Genomic DNA, 20,577 nt, shown 5'->3' with positions numbered 1-20,577 from the left:
GCGCAATCCTGGATTTGCGATGGCAGAGTGATTCTCGTAACTATGTCATGATGTCCTCACATGTGGACGCAGATTGTCGGCAAGATCCGCATTGCGGACACTCCGATGCTGAACCACTGGTGGCAGGTGACGCTGTACCTCACCCCGCGCGGCTTGACTACGTCTTCCATCCCCGACCGCCATGACGCCTTCGACATGGAATTCGAATTCTCCGAGCACGTCCTGCGGCTAGGCACCGGCAACGGCATGAGCGCCAACGTTAACCTCAGCCCGAAGCCGGTGGCCGAATTCCATGGTGAGACCTTCGATGCCATGAACCGGCTCGGCATCGAGATGGCCATCCGGGCGGTGCCGAACGAGGTCGAACCGACCATACCGTTCGCCGAGGACTACCTGTATGCCTCTTATGACAGCGAAGCCGTCCGGCTGTTCTGGCACCAAAGTCCCTGTTCAGGGGCTTGTGGGCCACTGAATGTGTACAAATCTTCTCTGATGGGCCGCTGTGGGGCCCATTTTTGTTGGTGGCAGTTGCGGTCTGGCGGCTCCTTCTCTTGACGTGGACAGCGGTGTTGCTGAGTACTCCTTCACGGCCGGGAGCGCCTGGAACTGCATGACTTCCTTTGACTTGGGTATCAAATCCTCATGGTCATCCCTGTCGGCAGCCGGAACTCCTGGGAAACTCTCGTCATTACCTCGATGATGTCCCGAGCATCGGGTCGGGTCGGGGCCGGGCGAACCGGTCGGATTTGGTGACGACCGGCGTGCCGCCCTCCCGGACAGCCGTCAGGGCATCGTTCTGTCCCGGCCGTTCCTGTTCCTGCCGGTCACGCAATGGTCACCATTGATCAGGTTCTCGGCGGCGCCCAGACCCGTAGCGCCTTGCGCGGCGCTGCCAGGTCCTGTTCGTTGGTGCCCGGACGCCCAATGATCTCCGCGGACAGGCGCAACTGTCCCGACTGTCCAACGCGGGATTCTGTCGATCGAAGCAACACCTTCTTTCAAGGTGGTTCGACATGTATCTCAGCTCCTCATCAGCAGCAGGCATCCGGTTTCTTGCCTCGGTAAAGCACGGGCACGGTCTCAAACCGTCCGCCCGTCATGCTGGCATCGATAAAGAGGTCGGCTACCGCTGGCTGCGCGAGGAATACTTGCGCCTGCGTCGCAGCGGCAAGACTCCCAGCGAGACGACGGCGGAGCTTGGGTTCACTACGTCCCGGCTCGTGGCGTGGGAAGCGGACGTCGGCCAGGTCAGAGACCGCCATCATCTTCGAGTCGACGTCGACGAGGAGGCCAGGTTTTGGGCGGCATTTGATCGCGGCAAAAGCCTTGGGGAGGCAGCTAAGGCAGCGGGAGTGAGCCGTTCGACCGGGTATCGGTGGATGCACGGTCGTTTCGATCAGTTACGTCAGTCCAAGGTGACCGTAAGGCGGTGCCAGGGCCAATTGCGCCTGACGGATCGTCTCAGCCTGAACTTCGAACAAGATCGACTGTCGCGACTATCGAAAGAGCGAAATGCGGCGACCGCGGCGCAGCACGCCGCTTTTCTCTCCTCTGGACGTTATGCAGACCAGATGCTCGGTGCGGTGCTCTCAGAGGCGCAGCAACGCCGTGCTGCGCGGGCCGAGAAGTATTGGCAGCTGATGCGCAACGGAGTGAGCAACGCAGAAGCCTGCAGACTTCTTGGTATGCACAGAAGAACGGGGACGCAGCTGCGTCGAGCCAGCAATTTCCAGATCCCACCCATCAGAGTTCCATCCGTAACCGCGGGCCGCTACCTGGATGCGCGGGAACGGATGCGGATCGCGGACCTGCTGCGGCTGGGGCACTCGATGCGACGCATCGCGGTGGAACTGGGCCGTCACGCTTCCACGATCAAACGGGAACTGGACCGTCATCGGGACGTTCAGGGCCTCTACCTGCCCCGTACTGCCGATCACGACGCCCGGCTGCAACGGGCCCGACCAAAAGTGCATAAGCTCGCCGCCAACGCCCGGCTGCGCACCCTCGTGCAACGCAAACTCAACCGTTTCTGGTCGCCGGACGAAATCTGCGGATGGATGAAGAAGACGTACCCCGATGACCAGGCGATGCGGTTGTGCCCGGAAACGATCTACCGCGCATTGCTGCTGCGTGAGGACCACGGCCTGCACCAGCGGTATGCCACGAAGCTGCGCACCGGTCGCCGCGTCCGCAAGACGCGCTGGCGCACGCGCACCGGGCAGGGATCGCGGATCCGCAACATGACCATGATCGACCAACGGCCCGCGGAGGTCGAAACCCGGCTAGAAGCAGGCCACTGGGAAGGGGACCTCATCGTCGGCGTCGGGTCAGTCTCGGCGATGATGACACTCAGGGAAAGGAAAACCCAGTACGGCGTCATCGTGAATCTGCCCCTGGATCACACCGCTGCGAGTGTCAACGCGGCCGCAATCAGCGCGTTCGCGACGCTGCCGGCACACCTGAAACGAACGCTCACTTGGGACCAGGGTGTGGAAATGGCCTGGCACGAGGAACTAACAAAGAGGACCGGGGTTCCGGTCTACTTTGCCGAACGCTCCAGCCCCTGGCAGCGCGGCGCGAACGAGAACTTCAACGGGCTGGCCCGCCAATATTTCCCCAAGGGCACCAACCTCGCGGTTCACAGCGCTGCGCACGTCTCTCACGTGATGCGTGAGCTCAACGAACGGCCACGGAAGACCCTCGACTACGACACCCCGGCAGCACGATTCAAAGCCGAACGCACCGCGCCTGCCGCCGCTCTGCGATAGCCTCAAAGCATCGGGAAAACGACCCGAAAACACGCATCTGTTGCGTCGACCCTCAGAAACCGCCCAACCTGAGTGGCACAGTTTTGCGGGCGGAGTATATGGGCATCAAAGATTCCGGTAGCTGTATCGGATTTTCTCGCAACGCCGGTGCGGCCGGAGGATGTCGCGGTGGGGGACCGGCTTATGCGGCAGGCGAAACCGGCACGGATCAGTGCTGGGGCCAAACCACCGCTTCTAGCAAACAGTGGATTGTGAATGCCTGTTGGTCGCATTCGTGGACTCATCGCACGAGGGATGCTGCGAGGCTGACCGGCGGCGGTTATCCAGGATCAGTGGCAGAAGGGCCGCAGGGGAGGGGGCAACGGCGGTGGCCTGCGAGGCTTCCTCGGCCTCCCCGTATCCCCAGAGTGCGAATATTGTGGGGATTCCGTGTTTGGCTGCTCCCTCAATGTCGTAGCTTCGGTCTCCGACCATTGCGGGAGTGGATATGTCTACGCCTTTGGATTGGAGCCGGCGCAGCACTTCGGCGATGACGTCTGCTTTGCTCGCTCTTCCCTCGCGGTCCGACGCTCCGCATACGTCAATGAACTGCCTTTCAATTCCAAACTTTCGAGCGAGCCTGATTGCTTGGTCTTCCACCTTGGATGTGGCGACAGCCATTGGAATCCCGGCCGAGTGCAGGTGTTTGAGCAGGTCCATGATTCCGTCGTATGGGCTGGACTGTTCGGCTCCATGATCGGCGTACGCTTTGCGGTAGTGTTGGAGGGCCTTTTGGGCGGTTTTTTCGTCCAGTTTTGAGACTGTTCTGAAGGAGTCGATCATCGGTGGCCCGACGAATCGGCGCAGTTTGTCCATCGAGGGGACTGGCGCCCCGACAGCTGCCAGGGCCTGGGCGGCACTTGCTGTAACGCCGGGTGCTGAATCCAGGAGCGTTCCGTCCATGTCGAACAAGATGCAGCTGATGCCAGTGAGAGATGGGCGGGCCTGGTGCAGGTGTGTCATTTTTTTCGAGGGCTTTCGGTCTTGAAGTTGGTTCCGTTCCGGTCGGGTCCGGGGGATTATTGCTGTGAAGGGTAGGCATGGATCGAGTGAGTCTTGATCAGATAGATCAGAGGATTCTTGCGGAGCTTACGAAGAACGCTCGGATGAGCCATGCAGAGCTGGCGACCAAGGTCCTTCTTTCGAGGAATGCTGTGCGCCAGCGGATCGATCGGATGGAGCGGCAGGGGTATATCCAGGGGTACACGATTGTTGCCGGCCCCCCGGGCCAGGGCCCGGTGTCCGCCTTCCTGATGGTTTACAGGAAGGACCGGGTGCGGGGGGCGGACGTCATCTCCGTGTTGCGGTCGATTCCGGAAGTGGTTCTGTGCGATGTCGTGAGTGGTGACTTTGATCTTCTGGTGAGGGTCGAGGCCCGGTCGCTGGAGAGGGTTCAGGAGATCTGGGAGCAGATCGCTGCTATCCCCGGAGTCACGGACACGGTGACGGCCATGACGCTTTCCAGTTTCATCAGGCGGGGCGCCGGAGGTGCCCGCGCCACGGAGTGAAATTGATCAGACTCCGGTCATGGTTGGATTTCTGACAGGCAGCACGGCGGATTCCAGCAGTGACCTGGTTGCGTCCCGGTCCAAGAGGTTCTTTCTGGTGACGATGTCCAGAATGGTTGATCCGTCCTGGAGGGCTTCCTTGGCCACTCCTGCCGCGGCGGTATACCCAATGGCCGGTATTAGGGCCGTGGCAAGACCCACCGAGGCTTCCGTCTGGCGGGCGAGGCGTCCGGTGTTCGCTTCAATGCCTTCCGTGCAGTATCGACGAAGGGCGCGTGATCCTTGTTCGAGCCATGAAATGCTCTGAAGAAGGACATGGGCAATGACTGGTTCGAAGGCATTGAGCTGGAGCTGCCCGTTCTCTGCAGCCATCGTCACTGTGGTGTCAGCTCCGGCCACCGCGAAGGCAATCTGATTCATGGCCTCCGGGATGACGGGGTTGACCTTTCCCGGCATGATTGATGATCCGGCCTGGCGCGGGGGAAGCATAATCTCGCCAAAGCCGTTCTGCGGTCCGCTCGACAGCAGCCGGAGGTCGCTGCTGATTTTGGAGAGCTTTATGGCGGTGCGTTTCAGCATGCCGGACAGGTGCATGAAAACGCCGACGTCGGACGTCGCTTCGATGAGATCAGCGGCCGGAACGACCTGGACGCCGGAGACCTCGGACAGCGCCCGGAGGACGAGTTGCTGGTACCCGGGTTCGGCGGTGATGCCGGTCCCGATGGCGGTGGCGCCCAGGCTGCACTCAAGCATCAGCGCCGTGGATTCCATCAGCCTGGAGCGGTCTTCTTCCAGCGTCGCGGCGAATGCGTTGAACTCCTGCCCAAGTGTCATCGGGACGGCGTCCTGAAGCTGTGTTCGGCCCATCTTCACGATGCCGGCGAATTCAGCGCCCTTGTCACGGGCGGATGCGGCAAGTTCGCCCAGTTCGTGGTTTAGTTCTGCGGTGGCGAAGATCAGTGCCAGCTTGATCGCTGTCGGATACGTGTCATTGGTGGACTGGCACCGGTTGATGTGGTCAATGGGGTGCAGATGCTGGTATTCCCCGCGGCGGTGGCCCAGTTTTTCCAGCGCAAGGTTCGCGATTACCTCGTTGGCGTTCATGTTTGTGCTGGTGCCCGCACCGCCCTGGATGACGTCCACGCAGAATTGTTCGTGGTGATGTCCGTCCTGGATCTCCCGGCATGCTTCGCGGATCGCTGAAGCCTGCCGCGGGTTGAGGATGCCCAGTTCGCAGTTGGCCTGCGCCGCAGCGTTCTTGATCATGGCCAGGGCACGCACCAGGTGCGGGTGCCGGGAGACGGGAATCCCGCTGATGGTGAAGTTTTCCAGGGCCCGGGCGGTGTGCGCTCCCCAATAGGCCGCGGCCGGTACAGGTATGTTTCCGAGCGAATCCGTCTCGATGCGGGTGGTCATGGTTTTCCATCCTCTGGGGAAGTTTCTCTGGGTGAAAGTTTGGGTGGTGGCATTGGTGTGCGCCGCTTGGCAGGAGGAACCGGAGGGGCACCGGGCCCGGTCGCGCCCCTCCGGTTCGATCAGTTCTTGATGCAGACGACCTTTGGCTGGGTCATCTCCTCGTACGCGAAGTGGACGCCCTCCCGGCCCATGCTTCCGTATTTGGCCCCGCCGAACGGCATGCCGTCGAACCGGTAGTCAGAGGAATCGTTGATCATGACGCCGCCTGCTTCGAGCTGTTGGGCGGCGTCCATTGCCTTGGCCAGGGAGTCGGTGAAGATGCCCGCATGAAGACTGAACTCGATGGCGTTGGCGACTTCGATGGCTTCTTCGAAGGTAGTGAATTTTCGGAACATGACCACGGGCCCGAAGACCTCCTCCTTCCACAGCCGGCCATCGGCCGGGACCGCTTCCAGAACGGTCGGGTGAAGCACATTGCCGTCCGTGACATTGCCTGAGAGCAGGACAGCGCCGGCGTCGAGGGCCTCGTCCAGCTTGGTCTGGAGCTCATGCAAGGCAGCCGAGCTGATCATGGGCCCGATATCCGTCCGTTCATCGGATGGATCGCCGGCAATCAACCGCGCGGTTGCCTCCAGGAAGCGCTGGCGGAACGCGCCGTAGACCGGGGCGGCCACGAGGATCCGCTGCACCCCTACACAGTTCTGGCCGGCGGCCCAAAACGCTCCGGAGACGCAGGATTCCACTGCCTTCTCGATGTGGGCATCCTCCAGGACGATCACGGGCGCGTTTCCGCCAAGATCCATGGACAGCTTCTTCAGGCCTGCGGTGCGGGCGATACTCTCACCCGTGGCGAACCCCCCGGTGAAGGACACCATTCGCACGTCACGTGACCTGATGATTGTTTCGGCCACTTCCCGGTCGCCATGCACGATCGTGAGGGCCTCCGGCGGCAGCCCGGAGCTTACCAGGGCGTCCGTGAGCAGCTGGGCCGACAGGGGAGTCAGCGCAGAGGGCTTGAGGATCACGGCGTTTCCTCCGGCGATTGCCGGGCCGATCTTGTGTGCCACCAGGTTGAGGGGGTCGTTGAAGGGAGTGATTGCGGCAATGATGCCCAGTGGTTCGCGCGAGTACCATCCGGTGCGGTCCTCGGAGCCCTCATACGAGTCAAAGGGGATGACTTCGCCCGCGTTTCGGCGCCCTTCGGCAGCGGAGAGGCGCAGCGTGTTGACCGCGCGCAGTACTTCCTTCCGTGCCTGACGGATCGTTTTCCCGGCCTCGGACACAATCGTTTGAGCGAACTCCTCGCTGCGCTGCTCGATCTCTGTTGCGGCGCCGTCCAGTATCTTCCCGCGGGCGTTGCGGGACAGCGCCCGTGCCTTCCGGGCGCCGACGCGGGCCGTTTCGATCACGGCATTGCCGGCGGTGGCTTCAGTCAGCGAAACCGCGCCGACCACGCTGCCGTCGTAGGGGCTCGTCACGTCACGGAACTGCGGCAGCGCCGTTTCTGTCGAACACAGCGTGGATTCAGACATGTGCGGCTGCTCCGGTCCTGGCTCCGTGCATGGCGATGATGTCAGAGAGCAGCGCGTAGGCGGTCTCCACACGGCCGGCTCCCGGTCCTGAGACGGTGACTTGGCCCAGAAGGTCCGTGTCGAACGACACGGCATTGGTCGCACCGGAAACCCCGGCGAGACCATGGTCGAGGGGGAGCGCTACGGGGGATACGCCTGCTGTCACGGACCCGTCCAGGTTCCGACGTGCTGCACCGACGAGCTTCCAGCGGCATCCCTCGCGGGCTGCCTTCTGGATGTTCTCCGGCGTCAGGGTCGAAATTCCCTGGCGCTGAACGTCCTTGAGTTCCAGGCCGGCGTCGAGCAGTTCGTTGGCGAGGATGAGGACCTTGAGCTGAACGTCGTATCCCTCGATGTCGGCTGCGGCGTTTGCTTCGGCGTAGCCGAGGTCCTGCGCCTCGCTGATGGCCGCTTCGAAGTCCAGGCTGGCTTCCATCCGCCCGAGCACATAGTTGCTGGTGCCGTTGAGGATGCCTTCGAAGCCGTTCAGCTTCAGCCCCGCGAACATCTTCTTGGCCAGGCGGATGACGGGAGTGCCGCTCATGACGGCGCCCTCGAACTCAAAGTGCACGCCATTCTGTTTGGCCAGGGAGGTCAGCTCGGCGCCGCGGAGGGCAACCGGGCCCTTGTTCGTGGTACAGACGCTCTTGCCGGATTCGAGTGCCCAGCGCACGTGTGAAACTGCCGGCTCGCCGCCGTCGGGATTCGTGAAGGTCGCCTCGCAGATGATGTCGGCGGTGCAGTTGCGGATAACTGATTCGTTATTGGTATCCGCGGATCCGCCGTACTCGGCGAAGGTTTCGCCGCCACCGCCCAATGTGAGGGCGATGGAGAGGTCGATGCCCTCAGGCTGGACCAGGGATCCAAGGCGAAGGTCGGTGATGGCCACGACCCTCAGGCCGAAGCCCAGCTCGGAACGAAGTGTCTCACCGCGTGTAGCGATCAGTTCGGCCAGCGTCCTGTTGACGCCGCCGAAGCCGATCAGCGCAATGTCGTAGGTGGTCATGGTGCTCCTTCAATCAGTTACATCGGTCCTCCAATGCTGACCGCATTCCATGTCCGTCAGTGCATGTGATTCTGACCGAAAAACAGGGCAAATTGACCATCTGACTGCCGATTCGACATCGGCATCTCATGTAACCTACGTGCAACATAGGCATGTTGAAATGTTTTTAATGACCAAAGCACCGTTTTCGTGTTACTTTCATCACTATCGCTATTGCACAGCTCGAGGCGGCCCGTCCCACACGCCGGGGCGATGTGCGTACTCTTCGCATCAGACCTGTCCACTCACCTGGGAGAAACCATGGAATCCTCATCACCTGTCCAGCTAAAACCGCAGCCCACGATTCCCCCGTCGACCGATTCCGGGCTCCGGCGGTCCATGGGGGCACGGCATCTGGTCATGATCGCCATGGGCGGGGTGATCGGCTCCGGGCTTTTCCTGAGCTCGGGCTACACCATTTCCCAGGCCGGGCCACTCGGGGCGGTCATCGCCTATCTCATCGGCGCCTTTGTTGTGTACCTGGTAATGGCCTGCCTCGGCGAACTTGCCATCGCATACCCGGTCTCGGGCGCCTTCCATATCTACGCGGCGAGGTCGATCGGGCCGGCCACCGGGTTCACCACGGCCTGGCTCTACTGGCTCTGCTGGGCAGTCGCCATCGGATCGGAGTTCACTGCCTCCGGTCTCCTGATGCAGCGCTGGTTCCCGGGTGTTGACGTCTGGACCTGGTGCGTCATCTTCGCCTCGGTCCTCTTCGGATTAAACGCAGTTTCCTCGAAGTTCTTCGGCGAATCCGAGTTCTGGTTTGCCATCGTCAAGGTCGGCGCCATCGTGGTCCTCATCGTTCTCGGTGGCGCGGCGCTGTTCGGCGTCCACCCGCTCAGCGAGGGGGCCAACCACCCCTTAATGTTTGAGAACTTCAACACCTCCGGCGGTCTCTTCCCCAACGGCTTCACCGGCGTCCTCGTCACAGCACTTGCAGTGTTCTACGCCTTCTCCGGCTCTGAACTCATCGGCGTGGCAGCGGGCGAAACAGCTGACCCCGCCACGAGCATCCCCAAGGCAATGCGCAGCACCGTCGTCCGTCTGCTGGTCTTCTTCGTCGGGGCAATCGCCGTCATCGCCGCGACCATCCCCTACGAGCACGTCGGACTGGATGAAAGCCCGTTCGTGACAGTCTTCTCATCCATCGGCATTCCTTTTGCCGCCGACATCATGAACTTCGTCATCATCACCGCACTGCTCTCCGCCGGAAACAGCGGACTCTTCTCCTGCGCACGGATGCTTTACTCCCTTGCCGACGAGGGCCACGCCCCACGGGCGCTGAAGAAGCTGACCCGGCGCGGTATCCCGATGATCGCGCTCTCCGTCAGCATGCTTGGTGGCCTGGCATCCCTCATCAGCAGCGTCGTTGCGCCCGAAACGGTATACCTCGCTCTCGTATCGGTGGCAGGTTTCGCCGTCGTCGGGGTCTGGATGTCCATCACCGCCTCGCACTTCTTCCACAGGAGGTCCTTCGTCAGGAACGGCGGCGATGTCGCTGCCCTTCCCTACAAGGCCCCGCTGTTCCCGCTGGTGCCGATCCTGGCCTTCTCGCTCTGTCTCATTTCGCTCATCGGCATCGCCTTTGACCCTAACCAGGTAGCAGCCCTCTATTTCGGACTCTCTTTTGTTGGGGCCTGCTACGCCTTCTTCTACTTCAAATACGGGCGCAAGGCGCGCGTAAACCAGCTGTCCTGACGCCATCATCAACCACCGTCTTCACAGCTTCGTGGCCGGGGTCTTTCTTCCCCGGCCACGAGGCTGTCCAAGGGCTAAACCATGAACTCACAAGACCTGATGCAACACGTGCGCAGTTCGGTCCAGGACGCCGGCAGCTGGCTGGAGATTGACGCCGCCGCTTTCGAGTCAAACGTCCGGAACCTCCTGTCCATGATCGATGACCGGGCGCTTTTGTGTGCAGTGGTCAAGTCCCATGCCTACGGACACGGAGCTGACCTTTTACTCCCGTCCCTTGTTCGTCTAGGCGTTCCATTCGTCGGAGTAGGAAGCAACGAGGAGGCAGCCATTGCACGCCGCTGCGGTTTTGTGGGCCGGATCCTGCGTGTCCGTGCCGCGGCGCCACAGGAGATCAAGGCCGGCCTGCGCCACGACATCGAAGAACTTGTTGCCGACCCGCAGAGCGCGTGGGAGATACAGAAGATCGCTGCCGTGGCCGGGAAGGTGGTCCGCATCCACCTCGATATCAACTCTTCCGGGATCAGCAGACACAGCCTCGACGTCTCGTCCTCGCTTGGCCGGGCATCCGCGGTAGGGATCGTGAGCCACCCGGGGCTTCAACTGGCCGGGATCATGACGCATTTTCCCACCGACGACAACGGCCATATTGAAACGGCTCTTCTGCGTTTCCAAAGCCAGGCGTTGACGCTGCTTCAACTGACCGGAACTCCCCGGGAGGAAGTGCTGCTCCACTGCGCCAATTCATACGCCGCCCTGCACGTGCACGGATCGTGGCTGGACATGGTCCGCGCCGGGGCAGTCCTCTACGGCGATTCGGGTCCGACAGCAGCGCACTTCCAACGGTGCATGGCCTTCAAAGCCCGGATCGCTTCCATTAATAGTTATGCAGCAGGTACCAAGGTCGGCTACGGGCTGACCCACACCCTGGAGCGGGACTCAAGGCTGGCGTCAGTGACAGCAGGTTACGGAGACGGCTACCGACGGGCGCTGGCCGGCCAAGGCGGCGTGCTGGTCCGCGGCCGTCGCGCTGCCATTGTCGACATCGTTTCGATGAATTCCATGGTCGTCGACGTCACCGACGTGGCGGAAGTCTGCCCTGGAGATGAAGTCGTACTGTTCGGGCGGCAAGGAAGCGCAGAAATCGCTCCCCCAGAACTGGAAGCAGCGAATTCAGCAATACTCGCGGACCTCTACACAGTGTGGGCGCAAGGAAACCGCGTCCTGATCAACAATGAAGACATGTGAGAATAGGCGTAGTTATCGGGCGGAAGGAGCATGGAGCATGGATTCTTCTTCGGAAGCGTCGTCCATGGCCCAGGGACTGCGGATAGTTCGGCTGGTCGCAGACCGGGAGAAATGGGGAAGGCGGCTTCTCGGTGTCTCCCAGCTCGCATCAGAGCTGGACATGGAACAAAGCCGTGTCTCCCGGCTGACTCAGGAATTGTGCGAGCTGGGACTGCTGGAACGTGTCGAACGCGGACCATTCCGAACGGGGCCGCGTTTTTTCAGCCTGGCCTCAGCATTGAATGCCGGCTGGGTCCGGGAATCCAGATCCGAACTTGAGGCTTTGGTGGCCGCTTTCGGCCTTCGATCCAGAATTTCCGTCCGCGAGGGCTTCCGCGTCATCCTCCTGCGGGCCTCCAGCAATGACGCGGTTCCCGGCAGCTTCGTGAAACCCGGCATGGTGACGCCCGTGTGGTGTACCGGGTCCGGCCGGGCCCTGCTGTGGGACGACCAGCAGCCCGCCGTTCAAGCCCTCCTCCAGGACGTCAACTTCATCGGAGTCGGCGGTCCGGGAGCGGCCCATTCGCCACAAGAAGTCGCCGAACTGATGGACCGGGACAGGACGCGGGGCTTCATCGTCGCGGAGGAAGAATTCGAGCATGGCGTCTACGAACTGGCCGTTCCCGTCCGCAGCGCTGAGGGATCCATTCTTGCCGCGCTAAGCGTCCTGGGCAGCCGGGCCGAGATCCAATCCAGCACCAATGACATCGCAAAGGCCCTCATAGCAGCAGCCGAACGCCTGGGGTCCCGCGAGGCCCGCACTCGGGACGACGCAGGCCGGAAGGGCCTGGCCAGCTAGAGCCCGTTCTGCGGCAAAGGGCGGCCCAGCGATGACTCAAGCCACCTTCCCCAGGACACGAGAGCCGTGGCGCAGAACTCCTGCCGCGGCTCCAATCGAGTCTTGGCGCCTACGACCTGCAACGCTGCCACCACGTCGCCCTTGAAGTCCCGAATCGGAACGGCCAGGGAATACAGCCCTGGCTCGGCTTCCTCATCGACTATGGAGTACCCCCGTGCCCGCGCCCCGCGCAGTCGGGACAGGAAGTCCTCGACGTCAAGCGGTGTATTGGGCCCATGGCGAACGAAGGCAACGCCCGAGAAAATGGTTCGTACCTCGGCATCCGACGCTTCCCACAGCAGGGCCTGGCCGGCATCACTACAAAACGCCGGGTAGGGCCGGCCCAGCCAAGAACCGACCATATTGCTACTTGCCGGAACACGCTCACCGATGGTGACAGTACTGTTTCCGCTCAGAACGCCAAGGAAGCATCCTTCATCAGTTTCACCGGCCAAGCCTTCCAAGGCGGTTACGCCGTCGGTCTGCAGCCGTTGCTCTGTCAACAGCTGTGCGTCTGTCAGGAGCGACCAGTCCAGGGTGTAGGACCGATGGTCTCCGCGTGCCAGAAACCCCTCCTGCTCGGCGGTCCGGAGGCTGCGCGAAACCTGGCTGCGGTCCCTGCCCAGATCGGCCGCTATATCAGCGACCGTTCCGCCAGACAGGCCTTCTGCGTTGCGGGAGCCCACCGCGAGGACAGCCATGACTCCCCGGCCCATGCTGGTTGTCTTAGACATGGATCCGATTCTAGTCACTGCACGAACAAGTCTTAGTGGATGGCGAAGACCCGGGCTGGAAAGCCGCTGCCTTGCAGCGGCTTAGGCCAGCTCGCAATGAGGACCGCGCCCGCTTCTGGAAGTCCGTCCAGGTTCGCCATCAGCTCGATCTGCCACCGGTTCCGCGCCAGGACATAGGTCTCCAAAGTGAAATCCTGGCGGGACGTAGCCCGCCCCGGGTCTGTGTCCGTCTGCTCATGGCCGACGGCAGTTACCGACCGTTCCTCGACCAGGAAGGAGAGGACTTCCTGCGACCAGCCCGGCGTGTGGCTGACACCCTCACCGTCCCTGTTTGCCATGGCATCGGCGTCGGGCCAACGATGGCTCCACCCGGTCCGCAACGCCACAAAGGACCCCGGTTCGATGGCACCATTGCGACGCTCCCATGCCTGAACGTCCTCCATCGTGGGAGTGGCGTCCGCATTTGCGATGACCCGCGCGGTGATGTCCAGGATGACCAGCGGAAGGACCATGTCCTCCACAGGAATCTGGTCCAAGGTCCGTCCCCCCCGGATGAAATGCGAGGGAGGGTCAACGTGTGTTCCCCATTGGCCGATGATCGAATAACGGTGAGCGGTGAAACCGTCGCCTTTCTCCAGATCGAAGACGGGCTCCCTAATTTCGTCGGGGAATGCCGGAAAATGCGGCTGGCCAGGGTGGAAGGCATGCGTCAGGTCGGTAAATGACCTGCCGGCAAGCAGCGGCCGCAGACCGTCCCAAAGTCCGGTCGAGGTGGCTTCCATCATGATGCGGCCTCACCCGCAAATACTGCCGGAAGGGCAGTGCTGGAGACGCCGATTGGCCCTGTCAGTTCGATGACAGGGACCTCCCAGGGATGGATATCCACGATGCTCTGCAGGAAGCGTTCCACAGCGGCATCATCGAGCGCCGCATCAAAATACGTCGTGAAGACAAAAGTAGGTGAAATCGTCTGCTGGCCCACCTGCCCCAACGTCGGGTTAGCGCCTTCCGTACAGGTGAATCCCTCGAAACCCAACCCGGATTCGAAGACATGCCTGTAGTTGCCAAAATCCCCCAAATCGGGGGATTCGGACACGGCCTGGAGCAGGGCCACGACGCCCGCTTCATCCCTGAATGCTTCAACATCGCCCTTGGCGAGCCGCGAAAAAGTTTCCGAAGCTACGGGCCAATGCACACGCAGCTTGCGTACTGATTTCATTTCAATCTTCAACGGAATCCTCTTCCTGATCGGTTCACAAAGGGTGACTGAATGCCATGGTGGCATAGAGTGATGATCATTACAAGCATCGAAAAATGCTTATTACGCACATATGGGGTGAGGCGGTCACGTTCACTCGGCACCTCCGCTCGGCTTGGGGACTGAGCCGGGACGCGCCGGTAGCTGGAGTGGCTGCTGACCGTCATGTGAATGCCCGGGACCGTGGCGCCCTTGCCATTGCACGTTGTGCTGCGTGGCACTGCCGGACGATGAGGCACCGCTTCCGCCTGGCAGGCACGACCGAACCGAACCGCTAGGAGCCCTGAACGATGCCCAGAAACACCAAGCTCTCCCGCCTGCTCGATACCGGAGCAAACCTGACAGTAGACGGCGCACTCGCCACCGAGCTTGAAGCGCACGGCTGCGATCTGGACGACCCTTTGTGGTCGGCTAAAGTCCTTCTGGAACAACCGCAACTCGTCAAGCGCGTGCACCACGATTACTTCCGCGCCGGAGCCGCGGTGGCCATCACGGCGAGCTATCAAGCCACACCGCTGGGATTTGCGCGGCGCGGCATCGGCCAGAAAGAAGCCTTGGAGCGGGTGGCCCTGAGTGTGCGCCTGGCCGACGAGGCGCGTCGGGAGTATCTGGCCGAAAACCCGGATGCGCGCCCTCTGTTGGTTGCGGGATCGGTCGGGCCCTACGGCGCGTACCTTGCCGACGGATCGGAATATCGGGGCGACTACTTCCTCAGCCAACACGAGTTTTTGGAGTTCCACCGGCCTCGAATCGCAGCGCTGGTGGAGGCCGGAGCGGACTTTCTTGCCTGTGAGACGCTGCCTTCATTGGCCGAGGCCGAGGCCTTGCTGGCGCTCATGAAAGAGTTCGACGTCGAAGCCTGGCTCTCCTTCACGCTACGGGACGGTAAGCACATCAGCGACGGCACGCCGCTGGCCCAGATCGCAAAGCTTTGCAGCACACAGCCGCTCGCGGTGGCGATCGGCGTGAACTGTGTGCCGCTGGAACTGGTCGCGCCATCCCTGGACGCCTTGAGCAAAGCCACCGATACGCCCCTGATTGCATACCCAAATTCGGGCGAAAGCTACGACGCAGTCACCAAGACGTGGGGGCCGGCCGCGGCAGGGGACAGCCCGGCGGGCCCGGACAGTAAACAGCCCACAAGACTTGCGCAGGGAACGCCCGTCTGGCGTGAACTTGGTGCCCGGCTCATTGGCGGGTGCTGTCGAACGACCCCGCAAGATATTGCCGCCGTGGCCAGACTGTCAGAAAATCCCTGATCAGAAGCTGCCAGGCGGCAGAACGGGGCGTGGCCATAACCCCGCGTTTGTCACTCACAAGGCCCTGAGTTGGAGGTGACAAACTGGATCCGGGCATCGAGGGCGGCGGCAATCAGCGCCACACATGCGCCCTGACTCACTCCGTACAAGCCGCACCCCGAGCCCGTCACAGCTGGGTGGGATCTCAACAGCGCCGCCGCACGGAATCCCTCCGCGCGGGCAGTCAGGGATTGAGTTCCCCAGTCACCGGGGGCAGTCTCCGCAGCCGGGTTTGTCGTGTGTGAGGGCCACAGTTCCACTCAGGACAAGCAGATCAACAGCACCACCCCAGCCATCGGCTGTACCGTTTCCGGACCCGTCCAGCATGACCACTCCTGGCTGGGGTAGTGGTGAAGGACGGTAGTGAATCAGCGCGTCGAGGTCGCCGTCGGCGGTGCTGACTCGGGGGCGCTCCCTGCGCTATGGCAGCTGTCTGTCAGCGCTGGTCGAAAAGTGAGCCATTTTGCCGCCGCTTGGCGTCCAGTGGTCGTTGCAACACCTGAGCCTTTAGGAGTTGCAATTGGGAGACATGAAAAGACCGAGGAAATCCCGGGGCGCCCCTCCGAAGAACGCTGCACGCGCTCACTATGATCAGCTGATGAAGCAGGGAATGGGCAATTCCGAAGCGTGCCGGATCGTAGGAATCAGCAGCCCAGGGCACCGCGAATCATTTTCTCGATCAAAGTGTCTCCTTCGTTGTAGCCGGCGCGTGTGCTCCGTCCTCCTGGGCCGGGAAAGGCTCTCCCGTGTTCACGGGCCACCTGATGAGGCAGCGGGACTGGCATCGGCAGCATGACGGCCGGGGATCCCATCCTGCTGGTCCGCGGTCAGTGCTGTCCCAGACTTCCTCCGGTGGGCGGGACAGGGCCTGGTCCGCGTTCCGTGCCTGTGTCCCGGTCGGCCGCGCTGGAGGAGTCGCTCACGACTGTCCCGTCCGAATCGCCGTCGGTGTCAATGAGGCCGTTGGTCTGGTCGAAAGGCTTCGCTTCGGACCGGCCAGCAGTCTCTTCCGCGGTATGAGTCGCGTCCCGGGGGGTTCCCTCACCGGGAAACACGCTGCCCGCGGTGCCGGTGGGCGGAACGGCTTCAACCTCTGGGTATGGCGTGGCCTGAGCCGGCGCGTCTGGGCCGGTGGCCTTGCTGCCTGCCGCTGCAGCGACGCCCGACGCTGCAGCGGCGGCGAGCCCAACTCCGGCAACGACCGTGCCCGACACCCCGGCTTTGCCGCTGTCCCCCCGCGACCCCGCGGCCTCATCAATGCCGGGCGTGCCTCCGGAGGCGCCCTCGCTGACGGATCCGCGCCAGGCGCCGGTCGCGTAGCCCTCGTCTTCAATGAAGGCCTTGAACCGGTTGAGGTCACTCTCGGCTTGCCTCTCTACGATGTTCAGCCTGTCGCCGATCTTTTCCACGATCCCTTCGGGCTCATATTCCAGGGACAGCTGTACCGATGTCTGCCCGCCGCCGAGGTCTTCGAACGTCACGGACCCTGCGTTCGTTGCGCCCTCTGTGGCGGCCCATGCGACTTTTCGGTCGGGTACCTGCTCGAGGATTCTGGCCTGCCACTGCCTGCGCACCCCGACGATTTCCGCAACCCACTCGAGCTGGTCGTCACTGAGCTGTTTGACGCTCTTCACCCCGCCCATAAAGCGCGGAAATTCTTCGAACTGGGTCCATTGGTTGTAGGCCACGCTCACGGGAACGTTGACCAGAACTCGCTTTTCAACCTTGGTGCTCACGGTGTCTCCTTCGACGGGATTTTTTTGGGAACTGGCGGGAAGGGAATCAATCATCAGCATGCTTACTATAACTTCGGGGGTGTCATCCGGGCCAGGGGGCAATTCGTGCTCGGTCCGCCGTGGCCCGGCCTCCAGACATGAGCGTCGCGCCGGTATTGAAGCGGCCGCTGCCCAGGTATCCGGCGAATGTCCGGGACGGCGAGGCCGCCGCGGTCGTCCCGGCCGCACTAGACGTCCGGGACTGCGTGGGAGCCCGACGTCTAGTGCGGCGTCGGCGCCGCTTCCTCGCGCAGTCTGAAGCGGGCACCGGGAACGCCTATCAGCGTGGTGCGCGTCCCGTCGTCTGCCTCCAGGTCGAGGTGGACCAGCCGATGTCGGCGGTGTTTTGCCACGATGGCGAAGCTGGCACCGGCCAGCCGCAGGATCTGTCCTTCGAGGACCTCACGGAGTTTGTGCTCGACGAAGGACTGCGGGAATGCGGGTTCGGTCATGGTGTTCAATTCCCTCCTAGGGGCGCCTATCGGTGCGGATTCGTGGCAACGTCGTTTCGTACACTCACGGAAGGCCCCGCCGGCCGGAATTCGGGCGGCCGCCGGGAATCCCGTACGTGGCCGATGGCTGCCTAAACCCTGCTCCTGCGGCCGGCGACGGCGCCGTAGATCAGGAGCACTATGACGGCGCCGAGGATGGAGAGGAGCCAGGTCCGCAGATCGAAGAAGTCACCGAGGCCTCCGCCGAAGATCAACGAGCCGATCCAGCCGCCGAGGATCGCGCCTACGACGCCCAGGACGAGTGTGATCACCCAGCCGCCGCCCTGCCGGCCGGGCAGGACCGCCTTGGCGATGGCTCCTGCGATAAGCCCAAGAAGGAGAAATCCGAGAATCCCCATGACTGCACTTCCTTTCGGTAGACCGGCCGGGGATGCGACCGACATCAAGATTTAATCAGCATGCTTAGTAGTATGCAAGGACCCGGCGCCCCTGGGGCGGTCGTGCGTGGATGCCCCATCAGTCGCCGACCTTCGGCGGCCCGCGGAGGGAAGAACAGCCACTTGATGGCCTTCGTCCCCACGCGAGTGCCTGTGGGTGCCGCGGTTCGTGGGTCTAGGGCCGGGATCCGTAGATGAATTCCTTTGCGTGGCTGACGGCCTTTCTGAACGCATCGTTGCGCAGGGTGATCTGTTCGTCCGTGTCTGTGGTGCCCGGTTCGATGTAGGCGGTGAGGCCGGGGTGGAGCACCCAGATGTCCCCGGCGGGCGGGAGGTAGAAGACCCCGAAGGAGCGGTGCCGGGAGTCTTCGGCCCAGATAGGGACGACGGCGACCGCGGCGCCGGTGTCCGGATTGATCCATTGGGCCCGGGGCAAAGGCTGTTCGTGGACTTCGGGGTCCAGGAACGGGGCCGTGCCCTTGCCCCAGCGTTGTTCGAAGCGTTCATAGAACGCCGGCATCAGCTGGGCATCGTACGGGTGCCAGGCACTCATGGCGCTTTCCTTCTCCATTCGTGTAGTCAGCGGCGTCCGGGTCCTGGTCAGAACCGGATCCACCACAGGACCTGCCGTCCCGGGGCCGGAGTGCCCGGTGTAATGGGGCATTCCCACCGCAGCGGACCGATGATCAGCTCAGGGCCGGACAGTCCCGGCTCCCGTGCCGGCGGCGCGGGATCCCGCAGCGCCGGCTGCGGCGTCGTCGGCCGGTGCCGGTCGTAGGCCGCCCGCTTAGCCGGGTCGCCGAGGACGGCGTAGGCATCCATGATCTCCTGCAGCTCCTGCCGCTCTTGTGCTGTGGAGTCAGGGCCGGCGGGAACGGCGCCCGCGGGACGGGTGTCGGGATGACGGGCCCGCACCAAGGCCCGGTACGCGCGGCCAACCTCGCGGGCCGTCGCCGCACGGCCCAGATGGAGAACCTCGTAGGGATCGGGGCTGCGTCCCTTCATGGTCCGACTCCCGTCTGCTCGGCTTGTTCCGGTCCACCCCGGCGCCCCGGCGCCCCGGCGGGTCGCGGGGGCGGGGGTGTGCGGGTGGTCCTCGGCCCGGAGACAGGGGACCACCATGCGGGAGGCACCGTCGGGGGCCGCTTTTCGCTGCGCAACTGGCGCGGTGGCGTGGCTGCTCTGCATCGCCCTTTACTTACTGGTGGCCGGTCCCGCTGCTCCCGGTCCTGCGGGCCTGTCCTTCCCAGGGGTGGATCAGGCGGCGTTGATTGCCTGTGGCTCGTTCTTCTGGGAGGTGATCTCGATGCGGCGCGGCTTGGCCTTCTCGGCTACGGGGATCCGCAGCGTCAGGACCCCGGCGTCGTAGCTGGCCTTCACCGCGTCGGTGTCCAGGGCGTCGCCGAGGATGAGCTGGCGGCTGAAGACACCCCGGGGACGTTCGGCGGCGATCAACTCGGTGTCTTCACCTTTCGGGTCCTTGCGCTCGGCCCTGACCGTGAGGACGTTGCGTTCGACGTCGATGTCCACCGAGTCCGCGGCGACTCCGGGCAGGTCGAAAGCGACGACGAAATCTTCGCCCTCCTGCCATGCGTCCATGGGCATGGCCGCGGGCCGCGCCGTGGTGCCGAGGACCTGCTGGGCGAGCCGGTCAAGCTCGCGGAACGGGTCGGTACGCATCAGCATGGTCTTCTCACTCCTTGCAGTCGATTTTCTTCTCATTCCACCCAGCCACTTATGTGTCGTGGCTGGTATAGATTTTTTATAGCACCGGTGCGAAACTGGTGCAAGACGTTTTTTGGGTTTTTTGAGGAGGCCGGGATGGAGCGGAACCCGGGGAGAAGCGCGGCGGTTTATGCCATTTCCGTGGCGGCGGAGCTGGTCGGGACCGGGCAGCAGAACCTGCGGCTGTATGAGCGCCGGGGCCTGCTGGAACCGGGCCGGACGGTCGGCGGAACACGCCGGTACAGCGAGCAGGACCTGGCGATCCTGCGCAGGATCGGCGCCCTGCTCGATGACGGCCTGAACCTGGCCGGCATCCGCCTCGTCCTTGAACTTGAAGCGGCCAACAGGCGCCTCGAAAGCGAACTCGCAGCGGCCCGGGCGCGGGAGCACCGGGCGAAGAGCACTTCGGCCAGTGCCGCCAGCCCAGGGACTGCGGGAACGAACGGCGGTGCAGGCCGCCGCGGACGAGGGGTCCGCGTCTAGGCCCGGACGCGTCCAGGTCCGGACGATGGGACACGGATTTCCAGGATGCCGTCACTGTAAGAGGCCCTCACCTCAACCGGATCGACAGCCGCTTCCCGCGTCGGTTACTTCGCTTCCCCGCGTCGGTTACTTAACGTTGAGCAGGCGGCGGTCACGGGCGTTTCGGTTCCTCGCGGCCAGGCCTCCTGATCCAGCGGGGCCGGGGCCCGGTCGAGGGTCTGGCTTTGAACGTGGATCACTACTCT

The 20,577-nt window shown here is 63.0% G+C and carries 22 protein-coding genes; 8 read left to right on the top strand and 14 right to left on the bottom strand.

Annotated elements, in window-relative coordinates:
• The first annotated feature begins 60 nt into the window (after positions 1-60).
• Both AC1DDO_RS14255 and AC1DDO_RS14250 read left to right on the top strand, forming a co-directional pair.
• A complete protein-coding gene (locus tag AC1DDO_RS14255) occupies positions 61-555 on the top strand; it encodes a DUF5996 family protein (protein ID WP_476972107.1) in 495 nt (164 codons plus the stop codon).
• Positions 556-1,013: 458 nt separating this feature from the next.
• Positions 1,014-2,768, top strand: coding sequence for an IS30 family transposase (locus tag AC1DDO_RS14250; RefSeq protein ID WP_476972106.1), 1,755 nt, complete (start codon positions 1,014-1,016; stop codon positions 2,766-2,768).
• Between the two features lie 234 nt (positions 2,769-3,002).
• Here AC1DDO_RS14250 and AC1DDO_RS14245 read toward each other — a convergent pair whose 3' ends face one another.
• Complete coding sequence (locus tag AC1DDO_RS14245; RefSeq protein WP_476972105.1) at positions 3,003-3,770, bottom strand: HAD hydrolase-like protein; 768 nt, start codon at positions 3,768-3,770, stop codon at positions 3,003-3,005.
• 77 nt (positions 3,771-3,847) lie between these two features.
• On the opposite strand from AC1DDO_RS14245, the gene AC1DDO_RS14240 reads away from it, so the two are divergent.
• A complete protein-coding gene (locus tag AC1DDO_RS14240; RefSeq protein ID WP_476972104.1) occupies positions 3,848-4,315 on the top strand; it encodes an Lrp/AsnC family transcriptional regulator in 468 nt (155 codons plus the stop codon).
• Between the two features lie 6 nt (positions 4,316-4,321).
• Here the strand turns inward: AC1DDO_RS14240 and AC1DDO_RS14235 are convergent, their stop codons facing one another.
• The 3 genes from AC1DDO_RS14235 to AC1DDO_RS14225 form a co-directional block, all read right to left on the bottom strand.
• Complete coding sequence (locus tag AC1DDO_RS14235) at positions 4,322-5,731, bottom strand: aspartate ammonia-lyase (protein WP_476972103.1); 1,410 nt, start codon at positions 5,729-5,731, stop codon at positions 4,322-4,324.
• A gap of 119 nt (positions 5,732-5,850) precedes the next feature.
• Complete coding sequence (locus tag AC1DDO_RS14230) at positions 5,851-7,263, bottom strand: aldehyde dehydrogenase family protein (RefSeq protein ID WP_476972102.1); 1,413 nt, start codon at positions 7,261-7,263, stop codon at positions 5,851-5,853.
• Positions 7,256-8,308: a homoserine dehydrogenase gene (locus AC1DDO_RS14225; protein ID WP_476972101.1), complete on the bottom strand. Its 1,053-nt coding sequence runs from the start codon at positions 8,306-8,308 to the stop codon at positions 7,256-7,258. Before AC1DDO_RS14225 ends, AC1DDO_RS14230 begins: the two co-directional genes overlap by 8 nt.
• 300 nt (positions 8,309-8,608) lie before the next feature.
• Here AC1DDO_RS14225 and AC1DDO_RS14220 point away from each other — a divergent pair, with 300 nt between their 5' ends.
• From AC1DDO_RS14220 to AC1DDO_RS14210, 3 genes are all read left to right on the top strand, one after another.
• Positions 8,609-10,048 carry an amino acid permease gene (locus tag AC1DDO_RS14220; protein WP_476972100.1) on the top strand — a complete coding sequence of 480 codons (1,440 nt, stop codon included), beginning with the start codon at positions 8,609-8,611 and terminating at the stop codon, positions 10,046-10,048.
• Between the two features lie 81 nt (positions 10,049-10,129).
• Positions 10,130-11,293, top strand: coding sequence for an alanine racemase (alr, locus tag AC1DDO_RS14215; protein ID WP_476972099.1), 1,164 nt, complete (start codon positions 10,130-10,132; stop codon positions 11,291-11,293).
• Positions 11,294-11,330: 37 nt separating this feature from the next.
• Complete coding sequence (locus AC1DDO_RS14210) at positions 11,331-12,131, top strand: IclR family transcriptional regulator (protein ID WP_476972098.1); 801 nt, start codon at positions 11,331-11,333, stop codon at positions 12,129-12,131.
• Here AC1DDO_RS14210 and AC1DDO_RS14205 read toward each other — a convergent pair.
• The 3 genes from AC1DDO_RS14205 to AC1DDO_RS14195 are packed head-to-tail and all read right to left on the bottom strand — an operon-like array spanning position 12,128 to position 14,135.
• Positions 12,128-12,904: an IclR family transcriptional regulator gene (locus AC1DDO_RS14205; protein ID WP_476868283.1), complete on the bottom strand. Its 777-nt coding sequence runs from the start codon at positions 12,902-12,904 to the stop codon at positions 12,128-12,130. The genes AC1DDO_RS14210 and AC1DDO_RS14205 overlap by 4 nt on opposite strands.
• A 32-nt stretch (positions 12,905-12,936) precedes the next feature.
• On the bottom strand, positions 12,937-13,689 hold the full coding sequence (locus tag AC1DDO_RS14200; protein ID WP_476868284.1) for a cyclase family protein: 753 nt from the start codon (positions 13,687-13,689) through the stop codon (positions 12,937-12,939).
• The gene (locus AC1DDO_RS14195; RefSeq protein ID WP_476868285.1) at positions 13,686-14,135 is read right to left on the bottom strand and encodes a hypothetical protein; all 450 of its coding nucleotides are present in this window, start codon (positions 14,133-14,135) and stop codon (positions 13,686-13,688) included. The genes AC1DDO_RS14200 and AC1DDO_RS14195 overlap by 4 nt, the downstream gene beginning before the upstream one ends.
• Before the next feature lie 317 nt (positions 14,136-14,452).
• Between AC1DDO_RS14195 and mmuM the strand changes: the two genes are divergently transcribed.
• Positions 14,453-15,421 (top strand): homocysteine S-methyltransferase, encoded by a 969-nt coding sequence (gene mmuM / locus AC1DDO_RS14190; protein WP_476868286.1) that lies wholly within the window; start codon positions 14,453-14,455, stop codon positions 15,419-15,421.
• A 50-nt stretch (positions 15,422-15,471) separates the two neighbouring features.
• On the opposite strand, the gene AC1DDO_RS14185 is transcribed toward mmuM, so the two are convergent.
• From AC1DDO_RS14185 to AC1DDO_RS14155, 7 genes are all read right to left on the bottom strand, one after another.
• Positions 15,472-15,720: an acyl-CoA thioester hydrolase/BAAT C-terminal domain-containing protein gene (locus AC1DDO_RS14185; protein ID WP_476868287.1), complete on the bottom strand. Its 249-nt coding sequence runs from the start codon at positions 15,718-15,720 to the stop codon at positions 15,472-15,474.
• A 567-nt stretch (positions 15,721-16,287) separates the two neighbouring features.
• Positions 16,288-17,196, bottom strand: coding sequence for an SRPBCC family protein (locus AC1DDO_RS14180; protein ID WP_476868288.1), 909 nt, complete (start codon positions 17,194-17,196; stop codon positions 16,288-16,290).
• 260 nt (positions 17,197-17,456) lie between these two features.
• On the bottom strand, positions 17,457-17,687 hold the full coding sequence (locus tag AC1DDO_RS14175) for a hypothetical protein (RefSeq protein WP_476868289.1): 231 nt from the start codon (positions 17,685-17,687) through the stop codon (positions 17,457-17,459).
• A 131-nt stretch (positions 17,688-17,818) separates the two neighbouring features.
• Complete coding sequence (locus tag AC1DDO_RS14170) at positions 17,819-18,085, bottom strand: GlsB/YeaQ/YmgE family stress response membrane protein (protein ID WP_476868290.1); 267 nt, start codon at positions 18,083-18,085, stop codon at positions 17,819-17,821.
• A gap of 214 nt (positions 18,086-18,299) precedes the next feature.
• Entirely contained in the window at positions 18,300-18,677 is a 378-nt protein-coding gene (locus tag AC1DDO_RS14165) for a hypothetical protein (protein ID WP_476868291.1), read from the bottom strand.
• A gap of 47 nt (positions 18,678-18,724) precedes the next feature.
• Positions 18,725-19,129, bottom strand: coding sequence for a J domain-containing protein (locus AC1DDO_RS14160; protein ID WP_476868292.1), 405 nt, complete (start codon positions 19,127-19,129; stop codon positions 18,725-18,727).
• Positions 19,130-19,381: 252 nt separating this feature from the next.
• The gene (locus tag AC1DDO_RS14155) at positions 19,382-19,810 is read right to left on the bottom strand and encodes an Hsp20/alpha crystallin family protein (protein ID WP_476868293.1); all 429 of its coding nucleotides are present in this window, start codon (positions 19,808-19,810) and stop codon (positions 19,382-19,384) included.
• Positions 19,811-19,945: 135 nt separating this feature from the next.
• On the opposite strand from AC1DDO_RS14155, the gene AC1DDO_RS14150 reads away from it, so the two are divergent.
• Positions 19,946-20,332, top strand: a complete 387-nt coding sequence (locus AC1DDO_RS14150) for a MerR family transcriptional regulator (protein ID WP_476972097.1) — start codon at positions 19,946-19,948, stop codon at positions 20,330-20,332.
• Positions 20,333-20,577: the final 245 nt, after the last annotated feature.

The organism is Arthrobacter sp. 10N43, assembly GCF_056394525.1.
The sequence above is the reverse complement of the archived record's forward strand: the minus strand, read 5'-3'. Positions and strand labels throughout refer to the sequence as shown.

What these genes read in the sequence shown, in the direction of transcription:
- AC1DDO_RS14255 (WP_476972107.1), top strand. Translation starts at nt 61, where the DNA reads ATGTGGACGCAGATTGTCGGCAAGATCCGCATTGCGGACACTCCGATG.
- AC1DDO_RS14250 (WP_476972106.1), top strand. Translation starts at nt 1,014, where the DNA reads ATGTATCTCAGCTCCTCATCAGCAGCAGGCATCCGGTTTCTTGCCTCG.
- AC1DDO_RS14245 (WP_476972105.1), bottom strand. Translation starts at nt 3,770, where the DNA reads ATGACACACCTGCACCAGGCCCGCCCATCTCTCACTGGCATCAGCTGC.
- AC1DDO_RS14240 (WP_476972104.1), top strand. Translation starts at nt 3,848, where the DNA reads ATGGATCGAGTGAGTCTTGATCAGATAGATCAGAGGATTCTTGCGGAG.
- AC1DDO_RS14235 (WP_476972103.1), bottom strand. Translation starts at nt 5,731, where the DNA reads ATGACCACCCGCATCGAGACGGATTCGCTCGGAAACATACCTGTACCG.
- AC1DDO_RS14230 (WP_476972102.1), bottom strand. Translation starts at nt 7,263, where the DNA reads ATGTCTGAATCCACGCTGTGTTCGACAGAAACGGCGCTGCCGCAGTTC.
- AC1DDO_RS14225 (WP_476972101.1), bottom strand. Translation starts at nt 8,308, where the DNA reads ATGACCACCTACGACATTGCGCTGATCGGCTTCGGCGGCGTCAACAGG.
- AC1DDO_RS14220 (WP_476972100.1), top strand. Translation starts at nt 8,609, where the DNA reads ATGGAATCCTCATCACCTGTCCAGCTAAAACCGCAGCCCACGATTCCC.
- alr (WP_476972099.1), top strand. Translation starts at nt 10,130, where the DNA reads ATGAACTCACAAGACCTGATGCAACACGTGCGCAGTTCGGTCCAGGAC.
- AC1DDO_RS14210 (WP_476972098.1), top strand. Translation starts at nt 11,331, where the DNA reads ATGGATTCTTCTTCGGAAGCGTCGTCCATGGCCCAGGGACTGCGGATA.
- AC1DDO_RS14205 (WP_476868283.1), bottom strand. Translation starts at nt 12,904, where the DNA reads ATGTCTAAGACAACCAGCATGGGCCGGGGAGTCATGGCTGTCCTCGCG.
- AC1DDO_RS14200 (WP_476868284.1), bottom strand. Translation starts at nt 13,689, where the DNA reads ATGATGGAAGCCACCTCGACCGGACTTTGGGACGGTCTGCGGCCGCTG.
- mmuM (WP_476868286.1), top strand. Translation starts at nt 14,453, where the DNA reads ATGCCCAGAAACACCAAGCTCTCCCGCCTGCTCGATACCGGAGCAAAC.
- AC1DDO_RS14175 (WP_476868289.1), bottom strand. Translation starts at nt 17,687, where the DNA reads ATGACCGAACCCGCATTCCCGCAGTCCTTCGTCGAGCACAAACTCCGT.
- AC1DDO_RS14170 (WP_476868290.1), bottom strand. Translation starts at nt 18,085, where the DNA reads ATGGGGATTCTCGGATTTCTCCTTCTTGGGCTTATCGCAGGAGCCATC.
- AC1DDO_RS14165 (WP_476868291.1), bottom strand. Translation starts at nt 18,677, where the DNA reads ATGAGTGCCTGGCACCCGTACGATGCCCAGCTGATGCCGGCGTTCTAT.
- AC1DDO_RS14160 (WP_476868292.1), bottom strand. Translation starts at nt 19,129, where the DNA reads ATGAAGGGACGCAGCCCCGATCCCTACGAGGTTCTCCATCTGGGCCGT.
- AC1DDO_RS14155 (WP_476868293.1), bottom strand. Translation starts at nt 19,810, where the DNA reads ATGCTGATGCGTACCGACCCGTTCCGCGAGCTTGACCGGCTCGCCCAG.
- AC1DDO_RS14150 (WP_476972097.1), top strand. Translation starts at nt 19,946, where the DNA reads ATGGAGCGGAACCCGGGGAGAAGCGCGGCGGTTTATGCCATTTCCGTG.